This is a genomic window from Fodinibius salsisoli (assembly GCF_026229185.1).
Taxonomy (GTDB): domain Bacteria; phylum Bacteroidota; class Rhodothermia; order Balneolales; family Balneolaceae; genus Fodinibius; species Fodinibius salsisoli.
This window is the reverse complement of sequence record NZ_JAGGJA010000005.1, coordinates 288,541-310,433: the sequence shown is the minus strand read 5'-3', so window position 1 is coordinate 310,433 and position 21,893 is coordinate 288,541. Positions and strand designations below refer to the sequence as shown.

Genomic DNA, 21,893 nt, shown 5'->3' with positions numbered 1-21,893 from the left:
ATTTTGTCAATTCGTTAGTTTTTTAGCTATGGCACTTTATTTGCTTTTCTATACATTGTAGAATGTTAACCTGTGATGATGCTATATTTTAGAGATGGAATACAAAAATTATTACGACATATTAGGTGTCTCCAAGAATGCTTCTCAGGATGAGATTAAGAAGGCATACCGTAAAAAAGCGGCCAAATACCATCCCGATAAAAATCCGGATGATAAATCTGCTGAAGATAAGTTCAAGGAAGTGGGAGAAGCTTACGAAGTTTTAAGCGATCCGGAGAAACGAAATCTCTATAACAAAGCCGGGAAAGACTGGAAACAGTATCAACGTGCCGGCGGCAGTGCCCAAGACTTCAATTGGTCAACCTACGCCCGGCGACATGGACAGGAAGGCGGGTTTAGTGGCCAGCAAAGGTATCAGCGGGGATTTAACATCAATGATATCTTTGAGGGAGGAGCCCAGCAGGGTCAAGGCGGACGAAATTCATTTTCCAGCTTCTTTGAAACACTGTTTGGCGGTGGAGGAAGCCCCTTTGGACAAGCCCAACAGCAACAGGCACGTACTTATAGCCGAAGTAACCGAGGCAAGAAAAGCGCCACTAAAAAAGATATACAAGCCAATGTAACAATTTCATTACAGCAGGCTTATGAAGGGACATCGCGCACGGTAAGGGTTGGCAGCGAAAAGATGAAGGTTAAAATACCGGCTGGCATCAGTGATGGACAGAAGCTGAAGCTTAAGGGAAAAGGGTTGACCGGTCCTTCGGGGGGCGCCCGTGGCAACCTTGTTCTAACCGTCAAGATAGACATGCCTGACCATTACGAGCGCAAGAGAGACAATCTTTATCTGGATCATCCGGTGGATCTCTACACGGCCGTATTGGGGGGCGAAACCGTCGTTGACACTCTGGGTGGAAAAGTTAAGATTACCATTCCGGCTGGCACTTCCAGCGGTAAGCTCTTTCGCCTGAGCGGTATGGGCATGCCCAAATTTAAATCTGCTTCTCAAAAAGGAGATCTTTTTGCTCGCATCCAGGTACAAGTCCCCGAAAAATTATCTGACAAACAGAAAGAGCTGTTTGAGCAATTGTCGCAATTATAAAAAAAGCCGTGTTGCTCGGTTACCAGTTAGAGATCGCCCCCCTGGTAGTATGTGATCCATTGAGTTATACTATCATCGTTTATCGCGAACGCGGGAATTAATTCCCGAGCTAAAGATGTAATACATTCTACTCGGTTTCTAACAATTATGACTCAACTGGCAAAGCAGTTAATACAGGTTCCGGCTGAAGTAGTATTTTACTCCGGCTGAAAAACTTAACCGTGTATCTCGCTTGTCGTAGAATTCCTCGCTCAAATTTAGGCTGTTGTAGTTAAGAGAATAGCGTACTGCTACATTGAAAGCGAGACGGTTTTCAATGAAATAAATAAAACTACTGCTCAATTGAGATCTGTTATACCAGGATCTTCTTCCATCCAGAAATCCATCGTCTTCTCTCTTGAATGTATTATATAAATTACTGAGCTGGGTATTCATGAGAAAACGGTCAGCCAAATTCCACAGCCAGCTTAGCTCCGCTCTTACATCCGTATTCCATTTTGCAACTGCATTTGCATCGAGTGGATAGGTTCGACTTGCATCAGCAGAAAAACCAAGCTGATGATTAAGCGAAAGGTTGTTAAACCATCGTCCCTCAATAAATGCCCCCGCATTTTTAGAAATACTTATTGACCGTTCAAAGGATGGATCCTGAAAGGGAGTGTCAATACGACTTAATGAGTTTCTATAATCAAAAACTCCACCACCAGATAATTCCCAACCCTCTAATCGCTGGCCGATACTTTCGTCAAGAACATCCGTTAAATAAAACATATCGAATGCTTCTAAAGCACTTATAGAACCACTGGTAGCCTCATCCATGGCCTGCCAAAAATGCTTTTCGGGTCGCTCGTACCGCTGCTGATACCCATCGTACTTGGTAAAGATATCGGCTGTTGCTCTTATCTCTTCATTATTCCATTGGTTACTATTCGTTAGCACTCCGTATCGTTCTTTGAGCCGTAACGCCCGAATCACCGGACTTACATTACGGACGCGTCCGATACCGATACCCAACCGTGTTTCCGATGATATATTTCGTCTAAAGCGCTCCTCATCCTGATTTAGTGATTCACCTATTCGTTCTTCCTCAGAAAACGACCTGTAAGCAACTCCCAGATCTTCCCTGCCTATCACAAAAATACTCGGAGCAATATATTCTCGTAGTGCCAAATCAAAACCAAGATTACTTTCCCAGCTCCTGTCTGTAACCGTTTGATCTTCCGGTAATGATTCATCTTTTCTTGCACCATAATTGAGTTCCACATTACTATCAAACTCTAAAATACGTCTCTCCGATTCACGGTATAAATTATATTGGGGATTAATTATAAAGTTGACATCACGTCGACTGAGTTCCTGGTCTGGTCCGGCATCCTTATCCAATGAATTCATAAATGATCCGCCCGAAGAAAAATCCAACAAAAAATTGGAATATCCCCAATCGGGCAGCTGGTACTCCAGCAGCTGCTGAATATCATCCGGGTCCGAAAAACCGGTTGTATGTTGAGCCATCGTAAGACCGGTAAAAAGTAACAAAAATGAGAGCGTAGCGATTGTATATTTCATACTGATATGCTTTTAATGAATTGTCAGACAAATAGTTAATGGAGAAAGGAGAAGAAGTCCATCACATATCCATGCGATAACTCATGCTATAATTCTAAATAAATCTACTTTTTCTTATAGTCTTTAATATTCAGATATATCGAAATACCTAATGCCAGGAAAAAGAAAATAGCCGTTCCGGCATCCACAATATTTGCTTCAATGCTGAATCCAGTCCACTCCTGAATTAAAAATTTGATATACGAGCTTGGCATATCCGTGTGTCCCAACCGACGCCGTACTATCCAGTGCCAGTGCGTACAGGGACAGTATCCAAATCCATACCAAATACCAAGGACAAACCATGAAAACGCTGTGGCAAGCAGGGAATACAAATTCCACCGCCGCGTTACTTTCCAGATCCAACCCAACAGATTAAATAGAATTAAAGCTGTATGGAATGATAGAAAAAATATATCAAGCAGCTCGTACATTCTGTGTATTAAGCCGGTGTTAAAAATTTTAGAATTTATTTACCTTTTAAAGGTAATGTATGATATTAGAAATTGACTCAAAACCATCGCTTAACATCGACTTATGACTTTTCTTCTCATTCTGAGCTTTTTGTTAATTTTTCCTACACCAAATCATCTAAATTCTGAAAAATGGGGCAAAACAGGACATAGAATTGTTGGAGATATTGCGACTGACTATCTTAATGAAGAGACAAAAAATGAGCTCGATAGGGTATTGGGCCACGAATCACTGGCCATTGCCAGCACCTGGATGGATAAAATTCGTTCGGACGACCACTATGACCATACCCATGACTGGCATTGGGTTACGCTTCCTGATGGCATGAGCTACGACGAGACGGAAAAAAATCCCAATGGCGACCTCATCAAAGCACTTCGAACGATTATTGAGGAGTTAAAAATGGGAGACCTTCCAGCTAAGGAAGAAGCTGAGAAACTTAAAATGCTGGTTCATTTGATTGGCGACCTTCACCAGCCGATGCACGTTGGCACGGGCAAAGACCGCGGTGGTAATGATACCCGGGTAGAGTGGTTTTACGAACCTTCGAACCTGCACCGGGTGTGGGATTCAGAAATGATTGATGAAACGAAATTAAGTTATACGGAATTTTCTAACGCCATCAATCACCCTTCCCAAAAGCAACTGGAACAGTGGCAGCAAGGGGATGTCTTAGGTTGGGCCTATGAAACGCGAGAACTCCGTGACGCGGCTTATGCATTACCTGAAGATAAACAGATTGGCTACCGGTATATGTATCTACATAGGGAAACAATAGATCAACAACTTCTTAAAGCGGGCGTACGATTGGCTTATGTGCTTAACCAGATCTATGGATAGGTAAGATCGAATAACAATTTAGATGGGTTATTAAATAAGCCTGTTATTGCTGTATATATCATCCCAATGACCCGTTTTCTAGGAAGAGGAATCTTTAATCGATAATCATTAAGAAGAATAAACACCCAAATATTTGATCCCTCCCTGTTGAGTATTGGTTATTTAAAAACTTGCCTCATCACATCCTGGTGGGTTTGCATCGCATCTTCACCCCATAGCACAAAGCGGATGAGGTGTACCGATTGTAATTTGGGGATTATAGTTCGGATAGTTTTAATGGCTACTTCTGCTGCATCTGTTGGGGGATATCCAAAAGCTCCCGTTGAGATAGCCGGGAAAGCTATGCTTTTTATTTTATGCTCTTCGGCTACCTTAAGGGCATTTTTATAACAAAAAGCCAACAGTTTATCTTCCGGCTTATCCCGTCCATACACCGGACCCAAGCAATGAATAACATATTTATTAGGCAAGTTACGCCCTCCGGATATAACCGCTTCTCCGGGCTTAATCGGTGCCATAGACCGTGTTTCTTCCGTTAAACCAGGTCCGGCTGCCCGATGGATAGCTCCGGCTACCCCGCCCCCAGTCCTAAGCTGCGCATTAGCGGCATTGACTACGGCCTCAATATCGCTTTGACTGGCAATATCGCCCTTGCTTAGTTCGAGCGTCACATCATTAATCGTTACCTTTCTCATATATCCCCTTTTTTAATACCTTTATCAATACAAGGATTCAATTCATAGTTCTATTACTTCAAAAGGCTGTCAAAGATGCCAAAACCAACTCAGAAATGTCAGACTTCATATCATTGTTGCAGCCCTGAGATCCGACCATCATCTTTATGGCAGACCAACACTGAAAAATAGACATAATATACAATGCGGTATGATATTAGCTTCTTTAATAACAGAAAATACAAACTATGAAATTTAACGCAGGGATTACAGCATTATGAATTTGGATAAATTTACCCTTCAAGCTCAAAAGGCAGTGCAAGCCGCTGTTGAGCTCGCCTCCAACAACAACCATCAAGCGGTGGCGCCTGCCCATATTTTGCTGGCACTACTGGCGGATAGCGAAAATGTAATTAATACGATTCTTAATAAAGTGGGCGTGCGTCTGCCTCACCTTAAAACAACAATGGAGCAACGCATTTCGAAGCTCCCTGTTGTAAAAGGAGCGTCCGTCTCCGGACAGTATTTATCAAATGATTCCAAAGAGTTGTTCGACCACGCTCAATCATCCGCTGATGAGCTCGGTGATGAATACATTAGCTCCGAACATTTGCTTGTAGGTATGCTTACGACCAACAGCGAAGCCAGCCGGGAATTGAAACAGCAGGGCGTTACTAAAGATCATGTTCTGGAAGTAATGCAGGATGTACGCGGCTCTCAAAAAGTGGACGATCCCAATGCTGAAAGTCGGTACAACGCTCTTAAAAAATATGCCCGCGATCTGAACGAAGAAGCCGAAAAAAACAAACTGGATCCGGTCATTGGCCGTGACCAGGAAATCCGTCGTGTCATGCAGATTCTTTCGCGGCGAACGAAAAATAATCCCGTACTGATTGGCGAGCCCGGTGTCGGTAAAACCGCCATCGCTGAAGGGATGGCGCTTCGTATCAACCGTGGTGATGTTCCAGAAGGGCTCAAATCCAAACGTATTGTAGCACTCGATATGGGTGCCTTGATGGCCGGAACCAAGTTCCGTGGCGAATTCGAAGAACGCCTGAAAGCAGTTGTTAATGAAGTTCAGGATTCCGACGGACAGATTATCCTTTTTATTGATGAAATCCACACCTTGGTTGGGGCCGGTGCTTCTGAAGGATCGATGGATGCTGCTAACATTTTGAAGCCTTCATTGGCTCGGGGCGAGTTGCATGCCATAGGTGCCACCACTTTGGCCGAATACCGTAAATACATCGAAAAGGACAAAGCCCTGGAACGACGGCTGCAGACCGTAAAAATCCAGGAGCCTTCAGTGGAAGATACGGTTTCCATCCTGCGTGGACTCCAAGAGCGGTACGAACTGCACCATGGCGTTCGTATTACAGACAGTGCTATTGTAGCCGCAGCCGAACTGTCACACCGCTATATCTCTGATCGTTTTCTTCCGGATAAAGCCATCGACCTTATTGACGAGGCCGCCTCGCGACTACGTCTTGAAATTGACTCTATGCCGGAAGAGCTCGATCGCATTGAGCGACAAATCCGTCAGTTAGAAATTGAGCGAGAAGCGCTAAAACGCGATAATGCCGAAACTAAAATTGAAGGCATCAATAAAGAACTGGCCAATCTTGAAGAGCAGCGTAGCTCTATGCGGGCCCAGTGGGATACTGAACGCGAACATATCCAGAAAACGCGCGAGCTCAAACAAGCAATAGAAACCACCCGCAACCAAGCTGAAAAGGCAGAGCGTGAAGGCAATTATGAGAAAGTCGCCGAGCTGCGCTATGGCACGATCAATCAGCTGGAAACGGACCTTGAGGAAACCGAAAACAAGCTGGCTGAAATCCAGGAAGGACGCGCCATGCTCAAAGAAGAGGTCGAAGGTGAAGATATAGCTGACATTGTCTCGCGGTGGACAGGCATCCCGGTTACCAAAATGCTGCAGAGTGAACGACAAAAGCTGGTGCACCTGGAGGAAGAGCTTCACAAACGAGTCGTCGGACAAGACCCTGCTATTGAAGCCGTCTCCAATGCTGTACGCCGCTCGCGCGCCGGACTCCAGGATGAAGACCGACCGATTGGGTCTTTCTTTTTCCTCGGCTCTACCGGTGTGGGGAAGACAGAGCTGGCCCGCTCGCTGGCCGACTTTCTCTTCAATAACGAAAATGCTATGGTCCGCATTGACATGAGTGAATATATGGAGCGGCATAGCGTCAGCCGGCTGGTGGGTGCCCCTCCGGGATATGTGGGATATGATGAAGGTGGACAACTGACGGAAGCCGTCCGTCGCCAGCCCTATTCAGTCATCCTGCTGGATGAAATTGAAAAAGCCCATCCGGATGTGTTTAACATCCTGCTGCAGGTGCTTGATGAGGGCCGTCTGACGGATAATAAAGGTGTGACTGTAGATTTCACCAATACCATCATCATTATGACCAGTAATATTGGCTCACACCTGATTTCTGACAAGATCGAAGAAGTGGGTGGCAACTTCACCGACGAGGTGTATAACAAGCTGCAAGACCAGCTCATTGATCAACTCAAAAAGACGATACGTCCCGAGTTCTTAAACCGCGTGGATGATATCATTGTATTCCATCCGCTGAGTCAAGAGCATCTGCGCAAAATTGTGGATATCCAGCTTAAGCGTGTCCATGAGATGCTGGGCAAGCGCAATGTAAAAGTCAACCTGACCGACAAAGTCAAAGACTGGCTGAGCACACGCGGATACGATCCGGTCTATGGTGCACGACCGTTGAAACGACTCATTCAGACGGAGATTACCAACCGCCTGGCTACAAAACTGATTCAGCGTGAAGAAGAGGATCCCGTAGAGTATGAAGCTACCCTCGCCAGCGACGGCAGCCATATTGAATTTGCCCAAGTATTTGATGATGCCGAAGCCTGGGCGGATTAAAGCAGTATACAGTTAGCAGTAGGCAGTGATCAGTTTAAATTACTGCCTTACTGTTCACTGCAACAGCTTTTCCGGGTTCAATCCTTTCAAGTCATCAGCAATGAACGTACGCCCCTCGCGCACTTTCTCGCCATCGAGGTACACATCGGCACCAATGCAAACCAGGTCCCAGTGGATGTTGCTTTCGTTTCCGTTGGGCGCAATTTCGTAGTCATTACCAAGCGTAAGGTGATTGGAACCATATATTTTTTCATCAAACAGGATGTCGTACATCGGCTCCTCAATAATTGGATTCAAGCCAAAACTGAACTCTCCAAACTGGCGAGCCCCGGCATCGGTATCCAGGATTTCTTCAAGAGATTCATCGTCGGATGATTCAAAATCGATGACCACCCCGTCGCGCACTTCCAGTTTCACAAACTCGAACGGCTTGCCCTGGTATACGCTCGGGGCATAGCTAATGTGTCCATTAACTGAGGAGCGGATGGGGGATGAAAAAAGCTCTCCATCCGGAATATTTCGCTTGCCAAAGCAGGGAATCCAGGTTTGTCCCTTGACCGAAAACTCGATATCAGTGCCTTCGCCCTTGAGCTGAATTTTGTCTGTTTCTTCCAGTCGGGACTGCAGTGGCTTCATTGCTTCCTCCAGTTCGCTGTAATCCAGCAAACATGCCTTGTAATAAAACTCGCGAAATTTCTGTGTTGGCATCCGGGCGTTCATGGCAAAAGCCTCTGAAGGGTAACGGAGCACCACCCAGTTGGTGTTGTTGACCCGCTCTTTAAAATGCACCGGATCGGCAAAATAATCGGCGTAGGCCTTATTGGCTTTTTTGCTTACGTTGGCCTGCTCATAGATATTCAGCGAAGCGCGAATACCTACAAAGGCATCCATATTTTTCATCAGTGGCAGCTGATCGACCTTTGCCTGATTCTTCCAAAAAGCTTTGTCGCCCGTCTCAGCGAGTACACGTTGAATCTCGGTATCTTCAATCTGAACAAACGGATGGGCGTTCATGGCGCGGGTCTCTTCAACGAGTGCCCGCAATAAACCGATTCCGTTCAACCCTACCAGCTGGAGCATCACGTTTTGGCCTTCTTGTAGCTCACAGCTATAGTTTAATATTTTCTTTGCTAACTGTTGATCTTCGTTACTGTACATTATACTATCTGTTTTTCTTGGCACGTAGATTCCGAAACAAGTTCGGAATGACAAGATACTTCGATTTCTACTTAATACTTAAAACTTTCTACTTAATATTTATCCACCCATCCCCGACGGAGGTGGTACCAGCATAATTTTAAAACTCATTCCTTGAAACTCAATACTCACTACTCACCTACCCATAACTCATTACTCAAAACTCATAGCTCCATCAATAATCATGCTCCCACTGCACGTCTACGCCCTGGCGGTTGTCATTCCCCTGGCTGAGGATGAGCTTTAGGTTTTGTTTCAAGTAATATTCCAGGAAGAAGCCCGTCGTTGGCGTTGAACCCGTAATCACATTTTGGATGGCAAAAAATACTTTGGGATTAATATACCATCCGGTTGTGATGGATGTACCACTCTCCCCGCCTATCCTGGTCTGTTCGATACGCACTACATCAATACCCAGCCGACGTGTAGCCAAGGCTTCTACTCTATCCAACAGCACTTCTACTGCAAAATCAGCGGCGGTATTGTTACTGCTGGTGCTGGCTACCGACTGCTCAGCAGGATTCAACTTATAAAAAGGTTGCCCAAAGAGCGTATAACTGATGATGCCGGCCAAGTCCATCTGCGGGCTGCTCTCGTATTTAAATTTCGGTTCTTCCACCGTGCCTTCAATGACATACCAAATCTTAATTTCCTGCTCCGCCTGTGGTGGTTCATAAAGCGTTCGAACATTTACCTGGGGATTATCCGGTGGACCTGAAAAAGCCAGTACCCCTTCCTCCAGCTCAAATCGTTTGCCCAAGGGTTCAGCATATCCATTAGCCGTCGTCAAGGTTCCAAAGATCTGCAAATCTTTACCCGTATCTTTGAGCACATCAATCTGGCCATCCAGCTCAAGTTCCATTTCTAAATAACGCTGGTTCCGTACCCAGAATCGTCTATTAAAATTGATGTCCATGTCCATGCTGAGGGAATCATACAGACTGATGTTAGGCTCAGCATTTAATGTAGTATCCAAGCTCACTTCTTCCACCGATTTTTCGCCAAAGTTATCAAGCTTCACGAATCCATTGACAATATCGACGGAACCACTCAAATGTGGTTTAGAAACTTCACCATCCACCTCCAGATCCAGATTAACAATGCCATTATATTCTTCGGTGTTGGCTGCCTTAAAGTTTTCGGCCTGAATCTTGAGGTCAATATCACCGGGGACTAATTGCTCCAGGGCCAAAACTCCTTGTGCATTCAACCTTCCTCTACCGCTGTTTATTTGCAGGTTAGTCAACTCTACCCGATCTGGCTTAAATTGGATCGCAGACTGCATATTTTCTAACCGTATGCCTGCATCAACAACTCGAACTGCTCCACCAGCAAGCGTAATATTGCCCTCAGCCTGCAGGTTTTCACGGGGACCGCTGATCTGAACCTGACCATTCACTTCTCCCTTTAAATCGCGGGTCACACTACGATCCAAAAAGTCATTTAAGGCCCGTAGATTGAACTGATTAGTTTGGATGTTTACCGAAATACTATCCTGAGGATCGGGTAATCCTACCGCCCATTTCCGCAGATCAACCTCCAGTGGCATTAGGGCATTTGCCTCAAGGGCTTTCTGTTTGAGTGAGGTGAGCGTGGCGTTTAACCCAAGGCTCGATTCCTGGTGGTCGTATTCTACAGAAGCGATCAGCGAATCGATAGGCACTCCCGAAAGTTCGGCCTCCCTAAGCTTCAGGGCGGCATTAAGTTCCGGCTGACCAGCTTTTCCTTTCAACTGACCATCAAACTGCAATGTCCCCTTCGTATTTTCATAACCCCATTGTTCTAATAGTGTACTAAAACGACTCAATTTAACCGCATGAAGCTGTAAGGCTCCGCTCACCGGACGCTCGAAAAAGTTGTCTCGTAACTGATCCGGATCCTTGACTTTAAAAGGAATATCCAGGTTCCCTTCGGCAATCAAATCTCCATGCTGATGTAATGCCATCATACCGACAAGGTTTTCATTCTCAATATCCCCCTGCAATCGCAAGGTATCCAGCTTTGTCTCCTCATACATCAAGTCAGACATCACGACGTCACTGGAGGCCGTCATGCTGGTATCCGTACGATCCACCTGGAACTCCCCGGAGAGGATGCCCGTAAAATATGACTCATGTAAAATACCATCCTGAATAGCCTTTAGGTTTAATTCCTTCGCTTTAAAATATCCCTTTTGGTGAAAACTATCGGCATAGGGAACGGCCAGTTCCATGAAGGCTGAATTATCCGGAGTACTCAGGTGCAGTGTATCTGTCTGAATAACCCCCTTCTCCACCATCGCATGAAATGGACGTTGCAAGGAAAGCGTTCGCAAATCGGTGGTTAAATCGAATTTGGATAACGATATAGCCGTTGTATCCTCACCCAGTGAATAATTACCAGCCTGACTAATCTGGTCTTTCCCCCGACCGGCCAGCTGAAGGTCAAAAGAGCCCCTTATATGTTCTGCAAACTGGCCATCAGTTTTGAGCCTAATATTTTGCAGTTCCATTGAAGCCACAGTGGGATCTTGCACCTCAACATCCAGTGAATATTGGGGTTCTTCCCCCAGATCAATACGTAAATCTCCAGCTATTTTGGGGGCAGAAAATTGATTGTCATAATTGAAGTCAGTTATATCAACCGTGCTTTCAAAAGCTACGGAATCCTGCCCCGTGGGTATTAACTGTCCCTGTATGGAACCCGCAGCTTGTAACTTATCTACCTCTGCAATAGCCGCCAGCGAAGATATATCCTTCAGTTGCATATCCAGATCTACCACATTCGCCGGAGCATACAAATTCTCCATGTGAATACGGCTGGTAAATGTTCCGGCCAGAATATCGCTTTCCACGACCCCCTGGCTTACGGAGACCACCGAGTCGGCAATGTGTACATCCAGCGCCATCTTTTGGATACGCTCTCCCCTAAAGATGGAAGGACCCATCTTCAGGCCGGCTTTCATATCAAGATCCTCAAGTGATGTCCCGCTGCCTCGCCCTTCCACTTCTGCTGTAATGGAAGACGTATACCTTTCAAGGCCCGTGAAATCAGCTAAATTCACGCTATCCGCAGTTAATGAATAGTTGAATTCAGGAGTGTTCTGAAGCCTACCTACCTCTGCTTGCAGGCCGATCCTACTCCGACCCACAGTAAGTTTGGATTGGTTGGTCAGCCTGTTTTGGTTAAAAAATCCGCTGAATGAAGCCCTCTCGATCTGCTGATCCATCAACTGGCTTTCTTCTATATTCAGCTGGTATTTCCATAACTCCTCCTCTGGGACCCAACCGTTGCCATCGATGGCGGCCTCAAATGATAAACGCCCCGTATAAGTTTCTCCCGGCAGCCAATTTTGGGGATGAAGATTCGTTCCCCCGGCCTTCATCTGAAGCAAGGGATCTTCATCCCAAAGTCGGAAAATATCTGCAGAAAAAGTTAGCTGCTCTTTGCCATTGGCAGGCATCAACTCCACAGTGGCCCGATTGTTTTGAAGATTGAACGACCCTTGGAGCCGATCCAGGTGGTACTCAGCCAGTCCTATATCTTCCACTAACAGAGTCCCCTCTAGTTGGGATTCTTGATACGCTTCTAACGGAATACGACCCTGACTCTGAAACTGAAGGTTCCTGATACTGGGCATCGACGTATCGCCGGTAAATGATTGCAGGTCAAGTTGCCCTGCTGATAACTGAAAGGTGGTCAGTGTTAGGGTCGAATCATATTCAAAATGACTTTGCAGAAAAACATTTTCAATACCTTCTGCATGAGCTCTAAGAGCCAATTCAAAATCAGGGACCGTCCCCTTAAGGTCTATCGACATGTTAATGTCTTCGCGAATCGGGAGCGTCTGGGCGTAAGCGGCGAGATCCTGCCACCCCACGGGAGAGGCTTCTGCCTGAAAATGCGCGGTAGAATCAGCCAAATGGGCCTGACCCGAAGCATTCAACAGACTGTGACCAGTGGCAACCGCCAGTTTTTCCAGTGTTATTGATGAAGAATCTGCTTCTGCCGCGGTTTCAATAGTGATCGGTGCATCAATGTTGGTATTTTGGACATTAAAAGTCAGGGAACGGAGACTTGCTTCGTAGCTCTTTCCGTAATTGGCTATTCGGCTGGATAAGTTCAATTCATCAATAAGGATCGAAGAATCCTGGGGTAGCTGAAGCATCCCCACCTCAAACTTCCCTTTTTCAATCAACAGATCTGATAGAACAAAGGGGAATGTTCCTCCTGTAGTATCTTGCGCTGTACCTGTATCTTTCATCCAGTGCTGAACATTCCAGCTGCTGTCTGTTTCCTGCCTCAGCGTTAATAAAGGATTTACCACTCGGACTTTCTTTATCTCCAGGGCTTCACCAAAATAACTCCAGACGTTATATTCTACCTGCACGGTATCAATGGATGCAATGGGGCGATCCGCCCTCAGCTGCACATCGCTCAGCGTAGCTCCTTTCCAGAGATCCCCTGAGATATTACCAATCGAAAGTTCGGGCGCGAGCTGTTCTCCGGCAGCACTGACGATGGCCTGTTTAATCCATTGGTGGACGGGATCGGTCATCAGGGCCAGGCGGGCCAGGGCCACTACAACTAACAGGCTACACAGCAATATCCACGGCCACTTGCGGCGTGTGTTTCTCTGCGAATTATGTTTCGATTTTTTGTTCATTAAAATGCTTGCCCAATACTTACATGAATGCCAATACGATCCCAGGCGTTGCCATGACTACGTCCCCGATACCTGTTAAGGTCAGCATCTGAGGGATTAATTTTATATCCGACATCCAGCCTGACTGGTCCAATAGGTGATTCGTACCGCACGCCGCCTCCGACACTAAACTGCAGCGGTCGCGAGTCTATATCCGGATGTTTTCGCCATACCTGTCCTCCATCCAAAAAAGCCGTTAGCCCAAAATTATTAATAAGGGGATCAATATCCTGGCGGACCTCAACATTAAATGCCACAAAAGTGCGTCCACCGGTGGGTATATACCGGCTAAAAAACGTACTATCGGCTTCTCCATTGCCCGTGTCAATACTATCAGTTACTATGCGCTTGGGCCCCAGTTGGTAGCGGCTCCATCCACGCACTGAGTTGGTTCCGCCTACGTAGTAACGGATATTATTGGGGAGCGAGTCTTCCTGCGCTGCAAACACTTTACCTCCCTGTAGCCGAGTTGCCAGCGTTGTTGTGGATGTAAGTGGAGTGTACCGACGGATATCAAGCGATAGCTTCTGAAATTGAAAGGTAGAAGTCCCCAAGAAACCCGATATTTCGGCATAAGGCTGTACCACCCATCCCTGCTGACTGCGCCGTCCAAAGCCTTGATTATAATAGCCGCTTAGCTGGATGGAGGACAGATTATAATTCTGTGTGGTGTCGGGCAGGCTCTCATCCTGCTGCTGGGAGAGTTCGGTATTCCTGGTAAACTGGTAGGATAGCGAACCGGTTACATTACGGCTATACCGATAAATTAAACTGTTGGTGATTCCCATACGTGAGAGTTCATAACTTTCCTCCAACAGATGCTGGGCAAAAGGTGAAATAACAAAGCTGCTCTTCGTATTAAAAACGTAAGGCAAAAGATAATCCAGGTTAATAGTCTGCTCGATGTATGAGGCCTTAAGGGTACTGGTAAATTGATGCCCTTTGCCTAAGACATTACGATGGGTCCATCCTACTTGCCCACGCAAATATTCATCGGTTCCAAAACCTGCCGAAGCCTCAATGGTACGTAATTTATTTTCGTGTACTTGTATAGAAAGATCCAGGGTAGAATCTTGCTCTTGCTTCGGGATATTAATGGTTGCAAAACGAAATAAGTGATGGTTAAAAATTTCGCGCTGTGCTTCTTGTATGGCATCAAGACTATATTGGTTTCCTTTTCTCAGTCCAGATTCACGAACTACATATCCATCACTAATCGTACTATCACCCCCTACAGATACATCATTTAAATAGGTCAAGGGACCCAGATCCAAGTCGATGGTTAGATCGGCGGAAAAACGAGCAGTATCAACCCGGGCGTTAACCGAAACTTCGGCATAAGCAAAGCCCATATTTTGGAGCGTTTGCACATAACTGCTTACGACCTCTCCCCTTTTAATCGTTTCGTAGATCCCCTTTGGCTGATATTCACTTCGGGCTTCGGTCCGCTGGAAACGATGATCTTCCAAGACGCTATCCTGGTACTTTTTCTCCTGAAAACTAAATTCAATACTTGCTATTCGTATAGGCTGCTGTTCCCGAACAACAAAAACGACCTTTTTCTTCCATGATTTGTTTCCTTCCTCAATACGGTAACGGACTTTTACTTTGGGAAAGCCACGCCGACTGTAATAATTTTGAATACGGATGACATCCTTCTTCACTTCCAGCTGATCTAACTCATGACCGGATCGATCCCAGAACTTTAGCTTTTCCCAAAATGAAAAGGCGTCGGTGGCTATCTGATCCTTAATAATAATGTCCGAAAAGGCCTCATTTCCCTCAATATCCAAATTCCAGACCTGACTGGCCTTCTCCTCAGGCAACTCCTCTCCCTTTGCCAATGAAGTAGCAGGATAACTCCAACTCCATAACAGGCACAGAATACAAAACCTTTTGAGATAATTATTGACCACTAATTTCCTTCTGTTGCAATGTTAATAGTCGTCTTATATTAAGCGATTAATAATAATAGTTAAGGATGAACCATCAAAAGCTTAAGTCTCGTCATCGTTATATTATCGCATGCCTTCGCGCCGATATTCTTTTTACTCTGTTCGCCTTTTATATATTATACTCCTTGAGTTATTAACTTTATCATCTATCACCTGCTATGGTTCCTTATCGATCGCTATTTCTGCTTCTGTTAACGTGTCTCATCATCCAAAGTTGTAAAAGCGGTGAAGAGTTTTCAGGCTTTTCCTACGACCCGGAAGGAGCTACCGTCACGACCGACAAGAAGATTCAGCTGCAGCATAAACGTACCATTGGGATATCTGCTGACGGCATCTGGGTAAGTAACGAATTTGATGGCGCCCGAATGAGCAACTTCTACCAGGTTAACGACTCGCTGTATCGGCTGATCATCGAAGCCGAAAATTATCCTGTAAATAACAGTCCGTGGTATGCCTTCAAAATCCATAGTGACTCTACCCGGGAAATTGACCTCCAACTTAGTTACAAAGAGGGAGACCACCGATATATTCCCAAACTCAGCAGTAACGGCAAACAATGGCAACCTATAGCTGATTCCAACATCCAGGTGGATACCTCGGGCACAGCTACCCTTCGTCTCTCTCTGGATGACGGCCAACCACTTTGGATTTCTGCTCAGGAACTGCTCACCTATAACAATATGCTGTACTGGGCTGATTCGATCCGGTCCACTTCCCCAACCCAACTGGATACGGTCGGCTACTCTCACCAGCAACGACCTGTTGTAAAAATGACCATTGGTCAAGCAGCCTCCACTCAACCCCAGGGCGTTCTCATTATTACTGGTCGCCAGCATCCGCCGGAAGTAACCGGCGGACTTGCCAGCCAGGTATTTATTGAAACCTTGGCCGCCGATACCCCTCTTGCCAACAGCTTTCGGGAAGAGTTTGAAATCCGGGCCTATCCATTGGTAAACCCAGATGGCGTGCAAGGGGGACACTGGCGACATAATGGTGCCGGCGTTGACCTGAATCGTGACTGGCAGGCTTTCAATCAACCGGAAACCCGGGCTATCCGCGATGATCTTTTGCCCCTGAAGGATGATGCCAACCGAAGCGTTTACTACGGTATCGATTTTCACTCAACAAACGAAAATATCTTTTATCCTATCAACAGGGACATTACCACTTTCCCCGATGATTTTACCTACCGGTGGATTGAAGATCTGGAAAAAGTATTTCCAGCCACACACTTTGCCGTAGAACCTTTCGACACCAGCTCTCCCATTGCTAAAAACTGGATTTTTCATACGTTCGGAGCCGATGCTGTGACCTATGAAGTGGATGATCGCGCTGACCGGCAAAAACTCCGAAGAGTTTCCCAAGAAGCAGCTCAAATTATTATGCGTAAACTGTTAGATGAATGGGAAAAAAGTAATAGTAATGCTCAGTAAGAAAACCTCTTCTGATAAAAGTGCCAATTTTAGGAGGACCTTGAAGAATCTGGCGTTCACTCTTCGACTTCATTCGCCCGATATTACATCTGTGCTCGTTGCTCTCAATATGACGTCAGTCTGAGCGCAATGAATCCGCCAACCGGCGGAGGAGTGAAGTCGAAATATCCCTGTATTTCAAAGCCTCTTAAAATTTCTAATACAAGAAAGGGAACAACTTAAGTTCATCCGAATTTAAAGAATATAATTAGCTACCCGATAGTTCACCCATCACTAACTGTGAGGTCGTTTATGTTAGGTACTATTCTGATTATCCTGATCATTCTAATACTCATCGGTTCCTTACCAAGCTGGCGGTACAGTCGCAGCTGGGGTTACGGTCCCAGTGGTTTGCTCGGCACCATCCTGGTTATTCTTCTTATTTTTTGGCTACTGGGACATATTTAGTACAGAAGCTGCTTACTTATCAACAAAACAAACAGTTTAGATTAACAACCTGAAATTCCTTACCTTCCTTTCTGATGAAGAAAGGAATAGCCATCATATTAATTGGTGCACATCTAATGGCGGTATTTCACTTTACCGTACCGTATGTGAGCTATTATGCTAATTTCCACTATTTTGCTACCGAGCTGTGTGTCAATCAGGATAACCCAGAGTTAGACTGTAATGGGGCCTGTCAGCTTGATGAGATGTTCCATCGTCAGCATCAGCAGAAAAAAGATGTGGCATCACATTATGTAGATCGGGCTCCTAAAGTTGATTTCTTTTTCCAGACAACAGTCGTTCTTCACCACTCCGCTCTCTCACATCCTCAGATATTTTCGGTTGACGAACATCAGTTCAAGGCCCTCTGGTACGCCGAACCCTCCTCTCCTCCTCCCCAGCTCGGATAATTTCTGGAGCAGTATCTGTCTTTCTCAGACCTACGCTGACTTCGCCTTTTTCTACATGCCGTGACTGGGATTCTCACACCCTTGATGTGTTGATCACCCATACCTGAAACATAAGCTATTGTAATGCAGGACGCTTATATGATGGAATCAACCAGCAAGTACATGCTTTTCCATCCACTGCGTGTAATCGCACTTTAAGCATTTAGAAATTATCAAAGCATTATTATGAACAAGATTACACACTATTTCGTACTTTTTACTTTTGTTGCCTTCATGGGCAGTAGTTATTCTGCGTTTGCCCAACAACGTGGAACGGTAACCGGTACCATTTTAAACCAGGAAACCAACCACCCCATTGCTGATGCCAATATTGTCCTATCCTATACAACTCTTGGCACTACTTCGGCTGCCGACGGTACATTTATACTAAACAATGTACCCTCCGGCACTCATGAGCTTATTTTTTCTTTCATAGGTTATAAAAAACAGACTAAATCGATCACCATAAACGATACAGAAACGATTTCGTTAGAGATCAGGCTTCAGCCGCAAGCCCTAAGTCTGCAAGGCATCCAGGTTACCGCCCTGCAACCCGACTTGAAAAGATCACAACTGGGTGAAGAAGAGGTCCAGCAGGCAAACCCACGTGATTCGGGTGAACTCTTGCGCGATGTGGATGGCGTTGATGCCGTTCGCCGCGGCCCGGTTGGGCTCGATCCTGTTATTCGCGGATTACGCGAAACCGAAGTGGGCACCTTCCTCGATGGCACCCGTATCTTTCCCGGCGGACCCGCTCGCATGGATTCTCCTTTAAGTCACTTGGATCCCTCAGCCATCAAAACCATTGATGTCGTTAAAGGTCCCTATGCCTTAACCTGGGGCGCCGGTACCATGAGTGCTGTCCGAGTGCAAACACAACCGCTTAACACCCTTAGCAACCCATTTGGCGGAACCCTTTCCAGTGGATACGACTCTAACTATAATGCCGTCGAAGAAGCAGCCTCCCTGCATGGAAGTACCGGTAAATTCGGTTACTGGATACACGGTGCCTGGCGAGAAGGCAACAGTTATGAATCTGGTAATGGAACAGCCATACCGGCCGATTTTCTTTCCAGAGAGATTCGAGCCAAACTGGGTTATGCCCTTACTCCCAATTCCTACCTAGATGTATCCTTCGGATATCAGAACCAAGAAAATATCGACTACCCAGGCCGACTGCTGGATGCCGACTATTTTGACACCTACAACCTCTCTGCAAACTGGAAATGGACGCCCGAAAACGCAACTGTTCAAACTGTAGAAGCATCGCTATACCGCAATACGGTCGATCACGGCATGGACAATGATGACAAACCCACCGCTCAGCCAAATCCCGATCGTATGCCTCCTTTCGGACTCGATGTCGGCGTAGATGCTCATATGTATGCGACCGGCGGAAAGCTCTCTACTACGCTTACCACCGGCAATAACTGGGATTGGCAAATAGGTGCCGATTTCTATCACACCAATCGCAAGGCCATTCGTACAATCGACCGGAGTGATGAAGGGATGAAGCCTCCTGCTTTCCCGCTCACGGATTTAATGTGGCCCGATGCCAACATCATGGATGTGGGGTTATACACGCAGCTGAGTCACTCTTTTACCGATCGATTGAGTGCCAGTGGAACGGTGCGGCTGGATGTGGTAAATGCCGATGCAGATACATCCAGTAGCTTTTTCAAAGAAAATGTCAGCACCGGCTTAAGTTCATCAGAAGCAAACCTCAGTGGATCTTTCACTTTAAGCTACATCCCTGCTAAAAACTGGACCTTAGGAGCAGGATTTGGATCTGTGGTACGTACTGCTGATGCCACCGAACGGTACTCCGATCGTACGCCCGCCAGCAAAGCCCAGACCAGTGCTGAATTTGTCGGCAACCCCAGTCTTGATCCGGAGCGAAGCACCCAAGCCGATATGTGGATTAGTGCGGCCTATCCCAAATGGAACTTCTCCCTGAACGCTTTTGCACGTCAAATGGATAATTATATCACCATCCGGTCAACGGACCTTCCCAAAAGACTTCCCCTAAGCCCCGAAACGGTCTTTCAATACACAAATGGATCAGCACAGTTCTGGGGACTTGACGCAACCACTTCTTACCGACTGGTGGAGCCTCTCAAAGTAAAAGCAGGCTTAAGCTACCTCTGGGGAGAAGACAAGAAACTTGAACAGCCCGCTCTTGGTGTTTCTCCATTCACCGCCGATGCCGGCCTGCGCTATGAAGCAACACAACTACCTCTTTCTATTGAAGGAACAGTCCATTTCGTAGATCAACAGGATCGAGTGGCTATCCTGAAAGGTGAAACCACTACCGATGCTTATATCACGGCTGATCTCCAAGTTGGAGCAACTATCTGGAAGCAGCTATCCCTGCAAGCCGGTGTGAAGAATATTACGGATGTTCAGTATGTTAACCATCTGAATGCCAAGAATCCGTTTTCTGGTCAGCCTATCCCTGAACCCGGACGTGTATTCTTCGCTGACCTGCAATTTACTTTTTAACCACTGCACAGAGCACTATATTTAATGGTTATGAAAAATAGACCAATCGTATTTATGCTGTTAGCCGGGCTTTTTTGCCTCGCTACAGCCTGTAGCAATCCGGATGTTATTCCTAATTTTGAAGACACGAACTTTTCATTGGTTAATGAGGATGGCTCTGCTGTCAATTTTCCGGAGGACTTTAAAGGTCAGACGTCCGTCATTACCTTTATCTTTACCCATTGTCCGGACGTATGCCCGGTTATCACGGCTAATATGAAAAATATCCAGAGCCAGCTGGCCGATACGACTGGTATTCAGTTTATCGAAATTAGCTTTGATCCGGAACGGGATACGCCTTCGGTACTTGCCAAATACAAAAAGTTGTATAAATTGAATGAGCAGTTTTCACTGCTTACCGGTCAACCGGCAGAGGTTGATTCCCTGCTTTCGAAGTTAGAAATTACAGCTATTAAAACCCGGGTTGACTCTCTCCATCGGGATAGTAGTGAGTACGCCATGAAACACTCAAATACCATCTATATTATGGACGAAGAGGGCCGTATTCGAAAAGAATACCCCGCCAATGTGGTACCGCCGGAAAACGTTATTGAAGATCTTCAAAAAATTCGCTGATTATGTTTTCTACCCGTTTGTTCTGCTTAACCGTATTTTTAGTTACTACTTTTCTTATCGGATGCAGTTCTGGTGATCCTGAGAAAGAGCCCGTTATCCTTGGAAAGATTGAACTATCTGACGGATGGGCCCGGCCTGCTGCCCAGGGACAATCCAGTGCGGTCTATATGAGCATCAGCAATGGAACCGCTTCCCGAGACAGTATTAGCAACATAGCAAGTCCTATAGCTGCAAATGCTGGCATTCATGAGACTTATAAAGGCGAAAATGGTATCATTGGGATGCGGCCTGCTCCCGGACAGGTTATTCCCTCTGGCGAGGATCTGTACTTTAAACCCAATGGACTTCATATTATGCTTATGAAATTGAAAGAAGACCTGGCTGTAGGCGACTCCATTGACGTTGACATCACTTTTAACCGAGTGGGCACACATTCTATCCGAGTGCCGGTAAAAGTGCAGCAATAAGTAATGTCTTATGGTATGTCAGTGGAGTTTTATTTCCTATAACTCCGGATTGGCTGATGCCTTCGGCCTGACACAAGAACATTTAAATTTGATTAATAAAGTAAATAGTCCGTATGCTGCAATCTATCCTTTTTGTGGGAATCGGTGGTTTCTTCGGAAGCATTTTCCGCTACCTGATAGCTTACTATATCAAGTTAAACTGGTCGCCGATTTTCCCTGTAGGGACATTCATCGTTAACTTAGCGGGCTCATTACTGATTGGCATTATCATTGCTGCTACGCTCCCCGAACACCTTAATCAAAATGCTCGTCTACTGTTGGCCACAGGATTTTGTGGGGGCTTCACCACCTTTTCCTCATTTTCTTTTGAGTTCTTCTCCCTGCTACAACATGAGCATACCGGATATGCCTTTCTCTATGCTGGCAGCAGCCTGGTATTCGGACTTCTTTTTGTATGGCTCGGCTTTCACTTTGGGAAAGTTATTTGAGAGAATCCCTTGTG

The 21,893-nt window shown here is 45.9% G+C and carries 16 protein-coding genes; 10 read left to right on the top strand and 6 right to left on the bottom strand.

Translation table 11 applies throughout. The features are described from left to right. Positions 1–94: 94 nt before the first annotated feature. Positions 95–1,099: a J domain-containing protein gene (locus J6I44_RS09550; protein ID WP_265765862.1), complete on the top strand. Its 1,005-nt coding sequence runs from the start codon at positions 95–97 to the stop codon at positions 1,097–1,099. 168 nt (positions 1,100–1,267) lie between these two features. Here J6I44_RS09550 and J6I44_RS09545 read toward each other — a convergent pair whose 3' ends face one another. Beyond that, complete coding sequence (locus J6I44_RS09545; RefSeq protein WP_265765861.1) at positions 1,268–2,665, bottom strand: hypothetical protein; 1,398 nt, start codon at positions 2,663–2,665, stop codon at positions 1,268–1,270. Between the two features lie 104 nt (positions 2,666–2,769). Continuing rightward, positions 2,770–3,138: a DUF2784 domain-containing protein gene (locus tag J6I44_RS09540; protein WP_265765860.1), complete on the bottom strand. Its 369-nt coding sequence runs from the start codon at positions 3,136–3,138 to the stop codon at positions 2,770–2,772. Between the two features lie 103 nt (positions 3,139–3,241). Here J6I44_RS09540 and J6I44_RS09535 point away from each other — a divergent pair, with 103 nt between their 5' ends. After that, the gene (locus J6I44_RS09535) at positions 3,242–4,018 is read left to right on the top strand and encodes a S1/P1 nuclease (RefSeq protein WP_265765859.1); all 777 of its coding nucleotides are present in this window, start codon (positions 3,242–3,244) and stop codon (positions 4,016–4,018) included. A gap of 158 nt (positions 4,019–4,176) precedes the next feature. On the opposite strand, the gene J6I44_RS09530 is transcribed toward J6I44_RS09535, so the two are convergent. Beyond that, complete coding sequence (locus tag J6I44_RS09530; RefSeq protein ID WP_265765858.1) at positions 4,177–4,713, bottom strand: macro domain-containing protein; 537 nt, start codon at positions 4,711–4,713, stop codon at positions 4,177–4,179. Positions 4,714–4,969: 256 nt separating this feature from the next. Between J6I44_RS09530 and clpB the strand changes: the two genes are divergently transcribed. Continuing rightward, complete coding sequence (gene clpB, locus J6I44_RS09525) at positions 4,970–7,603, top strand: ATP-dependent chaperone ClpB (protein WP_265765857.1); 2,634 nt, start codon at positions 4,970–4,972, stop codon at positions 7,601–7,603. A 54-nt stretch (positions 7,604–7,657) separates the two neighbouring features. Here clpB and J6I44_RS09520 read toward each other — a convergent pair whose 3' ends face one another. The 3 genes from J6I44_RS09520 to J6I44_RS09510 all read right to left on the bottom strand — a co-directional run bounded on the left by J6I44_RS09520 (position 7,658) and on the right by J6I44_RS09510 (position 15,310). After that, a complete protein-coding gene (locus J6I44_RS09520; RefSeq protein WP_265765856.1) occupies positions 7,658–8,761 on the bottom strand; it encodes an aminopeptidase in 1,104 nt (367 codons plus the stop codon). A gap of 214 nt (positions 8,762–8,975) precedes the next feature. Further along, positions 8,976–13,445: a translocation/assembly module TamB domain-containing protein gene (locus tag J6I44_RS09515; RefSeq protein WP_265765855.1), complete on the bottom strand. Its 4,470-nt coding sequence runs from the start codon at positions 13,443–13,445 to the stop codon at positions 8,976–8,978. Next, positions 13,445–15,310 (bottom strand): BamA/OMP85 family outer membrane protein, encoded by a 1,866-nt coding sequence (locus tag J6I44_RS09510; RefSeq protein ID WP_265765854.1) that lies wholly within the window; start codon positions 15,308–15,310, stop codon positions 13,445–13,447. The genes J6I44_RS09515 and J6I44_RS09510 overlap by 1 nt, the downstream gene beginning before the upstream one ends. Positions 15,311–15,597: 287 nt before the next feature. Here J6I44_RS09510 and J6I44_RS09505 point away from each other — a divergent pair, with 287 nt between their 5' ends. The 7 genes from J6I44_RS09505 to crcB all read left to right on the top strand — a co-directional run bounded on the left by J6I44_RS09505 (position 15,598) and on the right by crcB (position 21,879). Further along, positions 15,598–16,872, top strand: a complete 1,275-nt coding sequence (locus J6I44_RS09505) for a M14 family metallopeptidase (RefSeq protein WP_265765853.1) — start codon at positions 15,598–15,600, stop codon at positions 16,870–16,872. A gap of 291 nt (positions 16,873–17,163) precedes the next feature. Further along, complete coding sequence (locus J6I44_RS09500) at positions 17,164–17,319, top strand: DUF3309 family protein (RefSeq protein ID WP_265765852.1); 156 nt, start codon at positions 17,164–17,166, stop codon at positions 17,317–17,319. 74 nt (positions 17,320–17,393) lie between these two features. Then, positions 17,394–17,768: a hypothetical protein gene (locus J6I44_RS09495; protein ID WP_265765851.1), complete on the top strand. Its 375-nt coding sequence runs from the start codon at positions 17,394–17,396 to the stop codon at positions 17,766–17,768. Between the two features lie 225 nt (positions 17,769–17,993). Next, entirely contained in the window at positions 17,994–20,309 is a 2,316-nt protein-coding gene (locus J6I44_RS09490) for a TonB-dependent receptor (protein WP_265765850.1), read from the top strand. Positions 20,310–20,339: 30 nt separating this feature from the next. Then, positions 20,340–20,924 carry an SCO family protein gene (locus J6I44_RS09485; protein WP_265765849.1) on the top strand — a complete coding sequence of 195 codons (585 nt, stop codon included), beginning with the start codon at positions 20,340–20,342 and terminating at the stop codon, positions 20,922–20,924. A gap of 2 nt (positions 20,925–20,926) precedes the next feature. Then, positions 20,927–21,391: a copper chaperone PCu(A)C gene (locus J6I44_RS09480; protein WP_265765847.1), complete on the top strand. Its 465-nt coding sequence runs from the start codon at positions 20,927–20,929 to the stop codon at positions 21,389–21,391. Between the two features lie 113 nt (positions 21,392–21,504). Next, entirely contained in the window at positions 21,505–21,879 is a 375-nt protein-coding gene (gene crcB / locus J6I44_RS09475) for a fluoride efflux transporter CrcB (protein WP_265765846.1), read from the top strand. Positions 21,880–21,893 lie beyond the last annotated feature (14 nt).

Coding starts and splice junctions, on each gene's coding strand:
- J6I44_RS09545 (WP_265765861.1), bottom strand. CDS start 2,665: ATGAAATATACAATCGCTACGCTCTCATTTTTGTTACTTTTTACCGGT.
- J6I44_RS09520 (WP_265765856.1), bottom strand. CDS start 8,761: ATGTACAGTAACGAAGATCAACAGTTAGCAAAGAAAATATTAAACTAT.
- J6I44_RS09485 (WP_265765849.1), top strand. CDS start 20,340: ATGAAAAATAGACCAATCGTATTTATGCTGTTAGCCGGGCTTTTTTGC.
- J6I44_RS09515 (WP_265765855.1), bottom strand. CDS start 13,445: ATGAACAAAAAATCGAAACATAATTCGCAGAGAAACACACGCCGCAAG.
- J6I44_RS09495 (WP_265765851.1), top strand. CDS start 17,394: ATGAAGAAAGGAATAGCCATCATATTAATTGGTGCACATCTAATGGCG.
- crcB (WP_265765846.1), top strand. CDS start 21,505: ATGCTGCAATCTATCCTTTTTGTGGGAATCGGTGGTTTCTTCGGAAGC.
- J6I44_RS09530 (WP_265765858.1), bottom strand. CDS start 4,713: ATGAGAAAGGTAACGATTAATGATGTGACGCTCGAACTAAGCAAGGGC.
- J6I44_RS09480 (WP_265765847.1), top strand. CDS start 20,927: ATGTTTTCTACCCGTTTGTTCTGCTTAACCGTATTTTTAGTTACTACT.
- J6I44_RS09540 (WP_265765860.1), bottom strand. CDS start 3,138: ATGTACGAGCTGCTTGATATATTTTTTCTATCATTCCATACAGCTTTA.
- J6I44_RS09490 (WP_265765850.1), top strand. CDS start 17,994: ATGAACAAGATTACACACTATTTCGTACTTTTTACTTTTGTTGCCTTC.
- J6I44_RS09550 (WP_265765862.1), top strand. CDS start 95: ATGGAATACAAAAATTATTACGACATATTAGGTGTCTCCAAGAATGCT.
- J6I44_RS09505 (WP_265765853.1), top strand. CDS start 15,598: ATGGTTCCTTATCGATCGCTATTTCTGCTTCTGTTAACGTGTCTCATC.
- clpB (WP_265765857.1), top strand. CDS start 4,970: ATGAATTTGGATAAATTTACCCTTCAAGCTCAAAAGGCAGTGCAAGCC.
- J6I44_RS09535 (WP_265765859.1), top strand. CDS start 3,242: ATGACTTTTCTTCTCATTCTGAGCTTTTTGTTAATTTTTCCTACACCA.
- J6I44_RS09500 (WP_265765852.1), top strand. CDS start 17,164: ATGTTAGGTACTATTCTGATTATCCTGATCATTCTAATACTCATCGGT.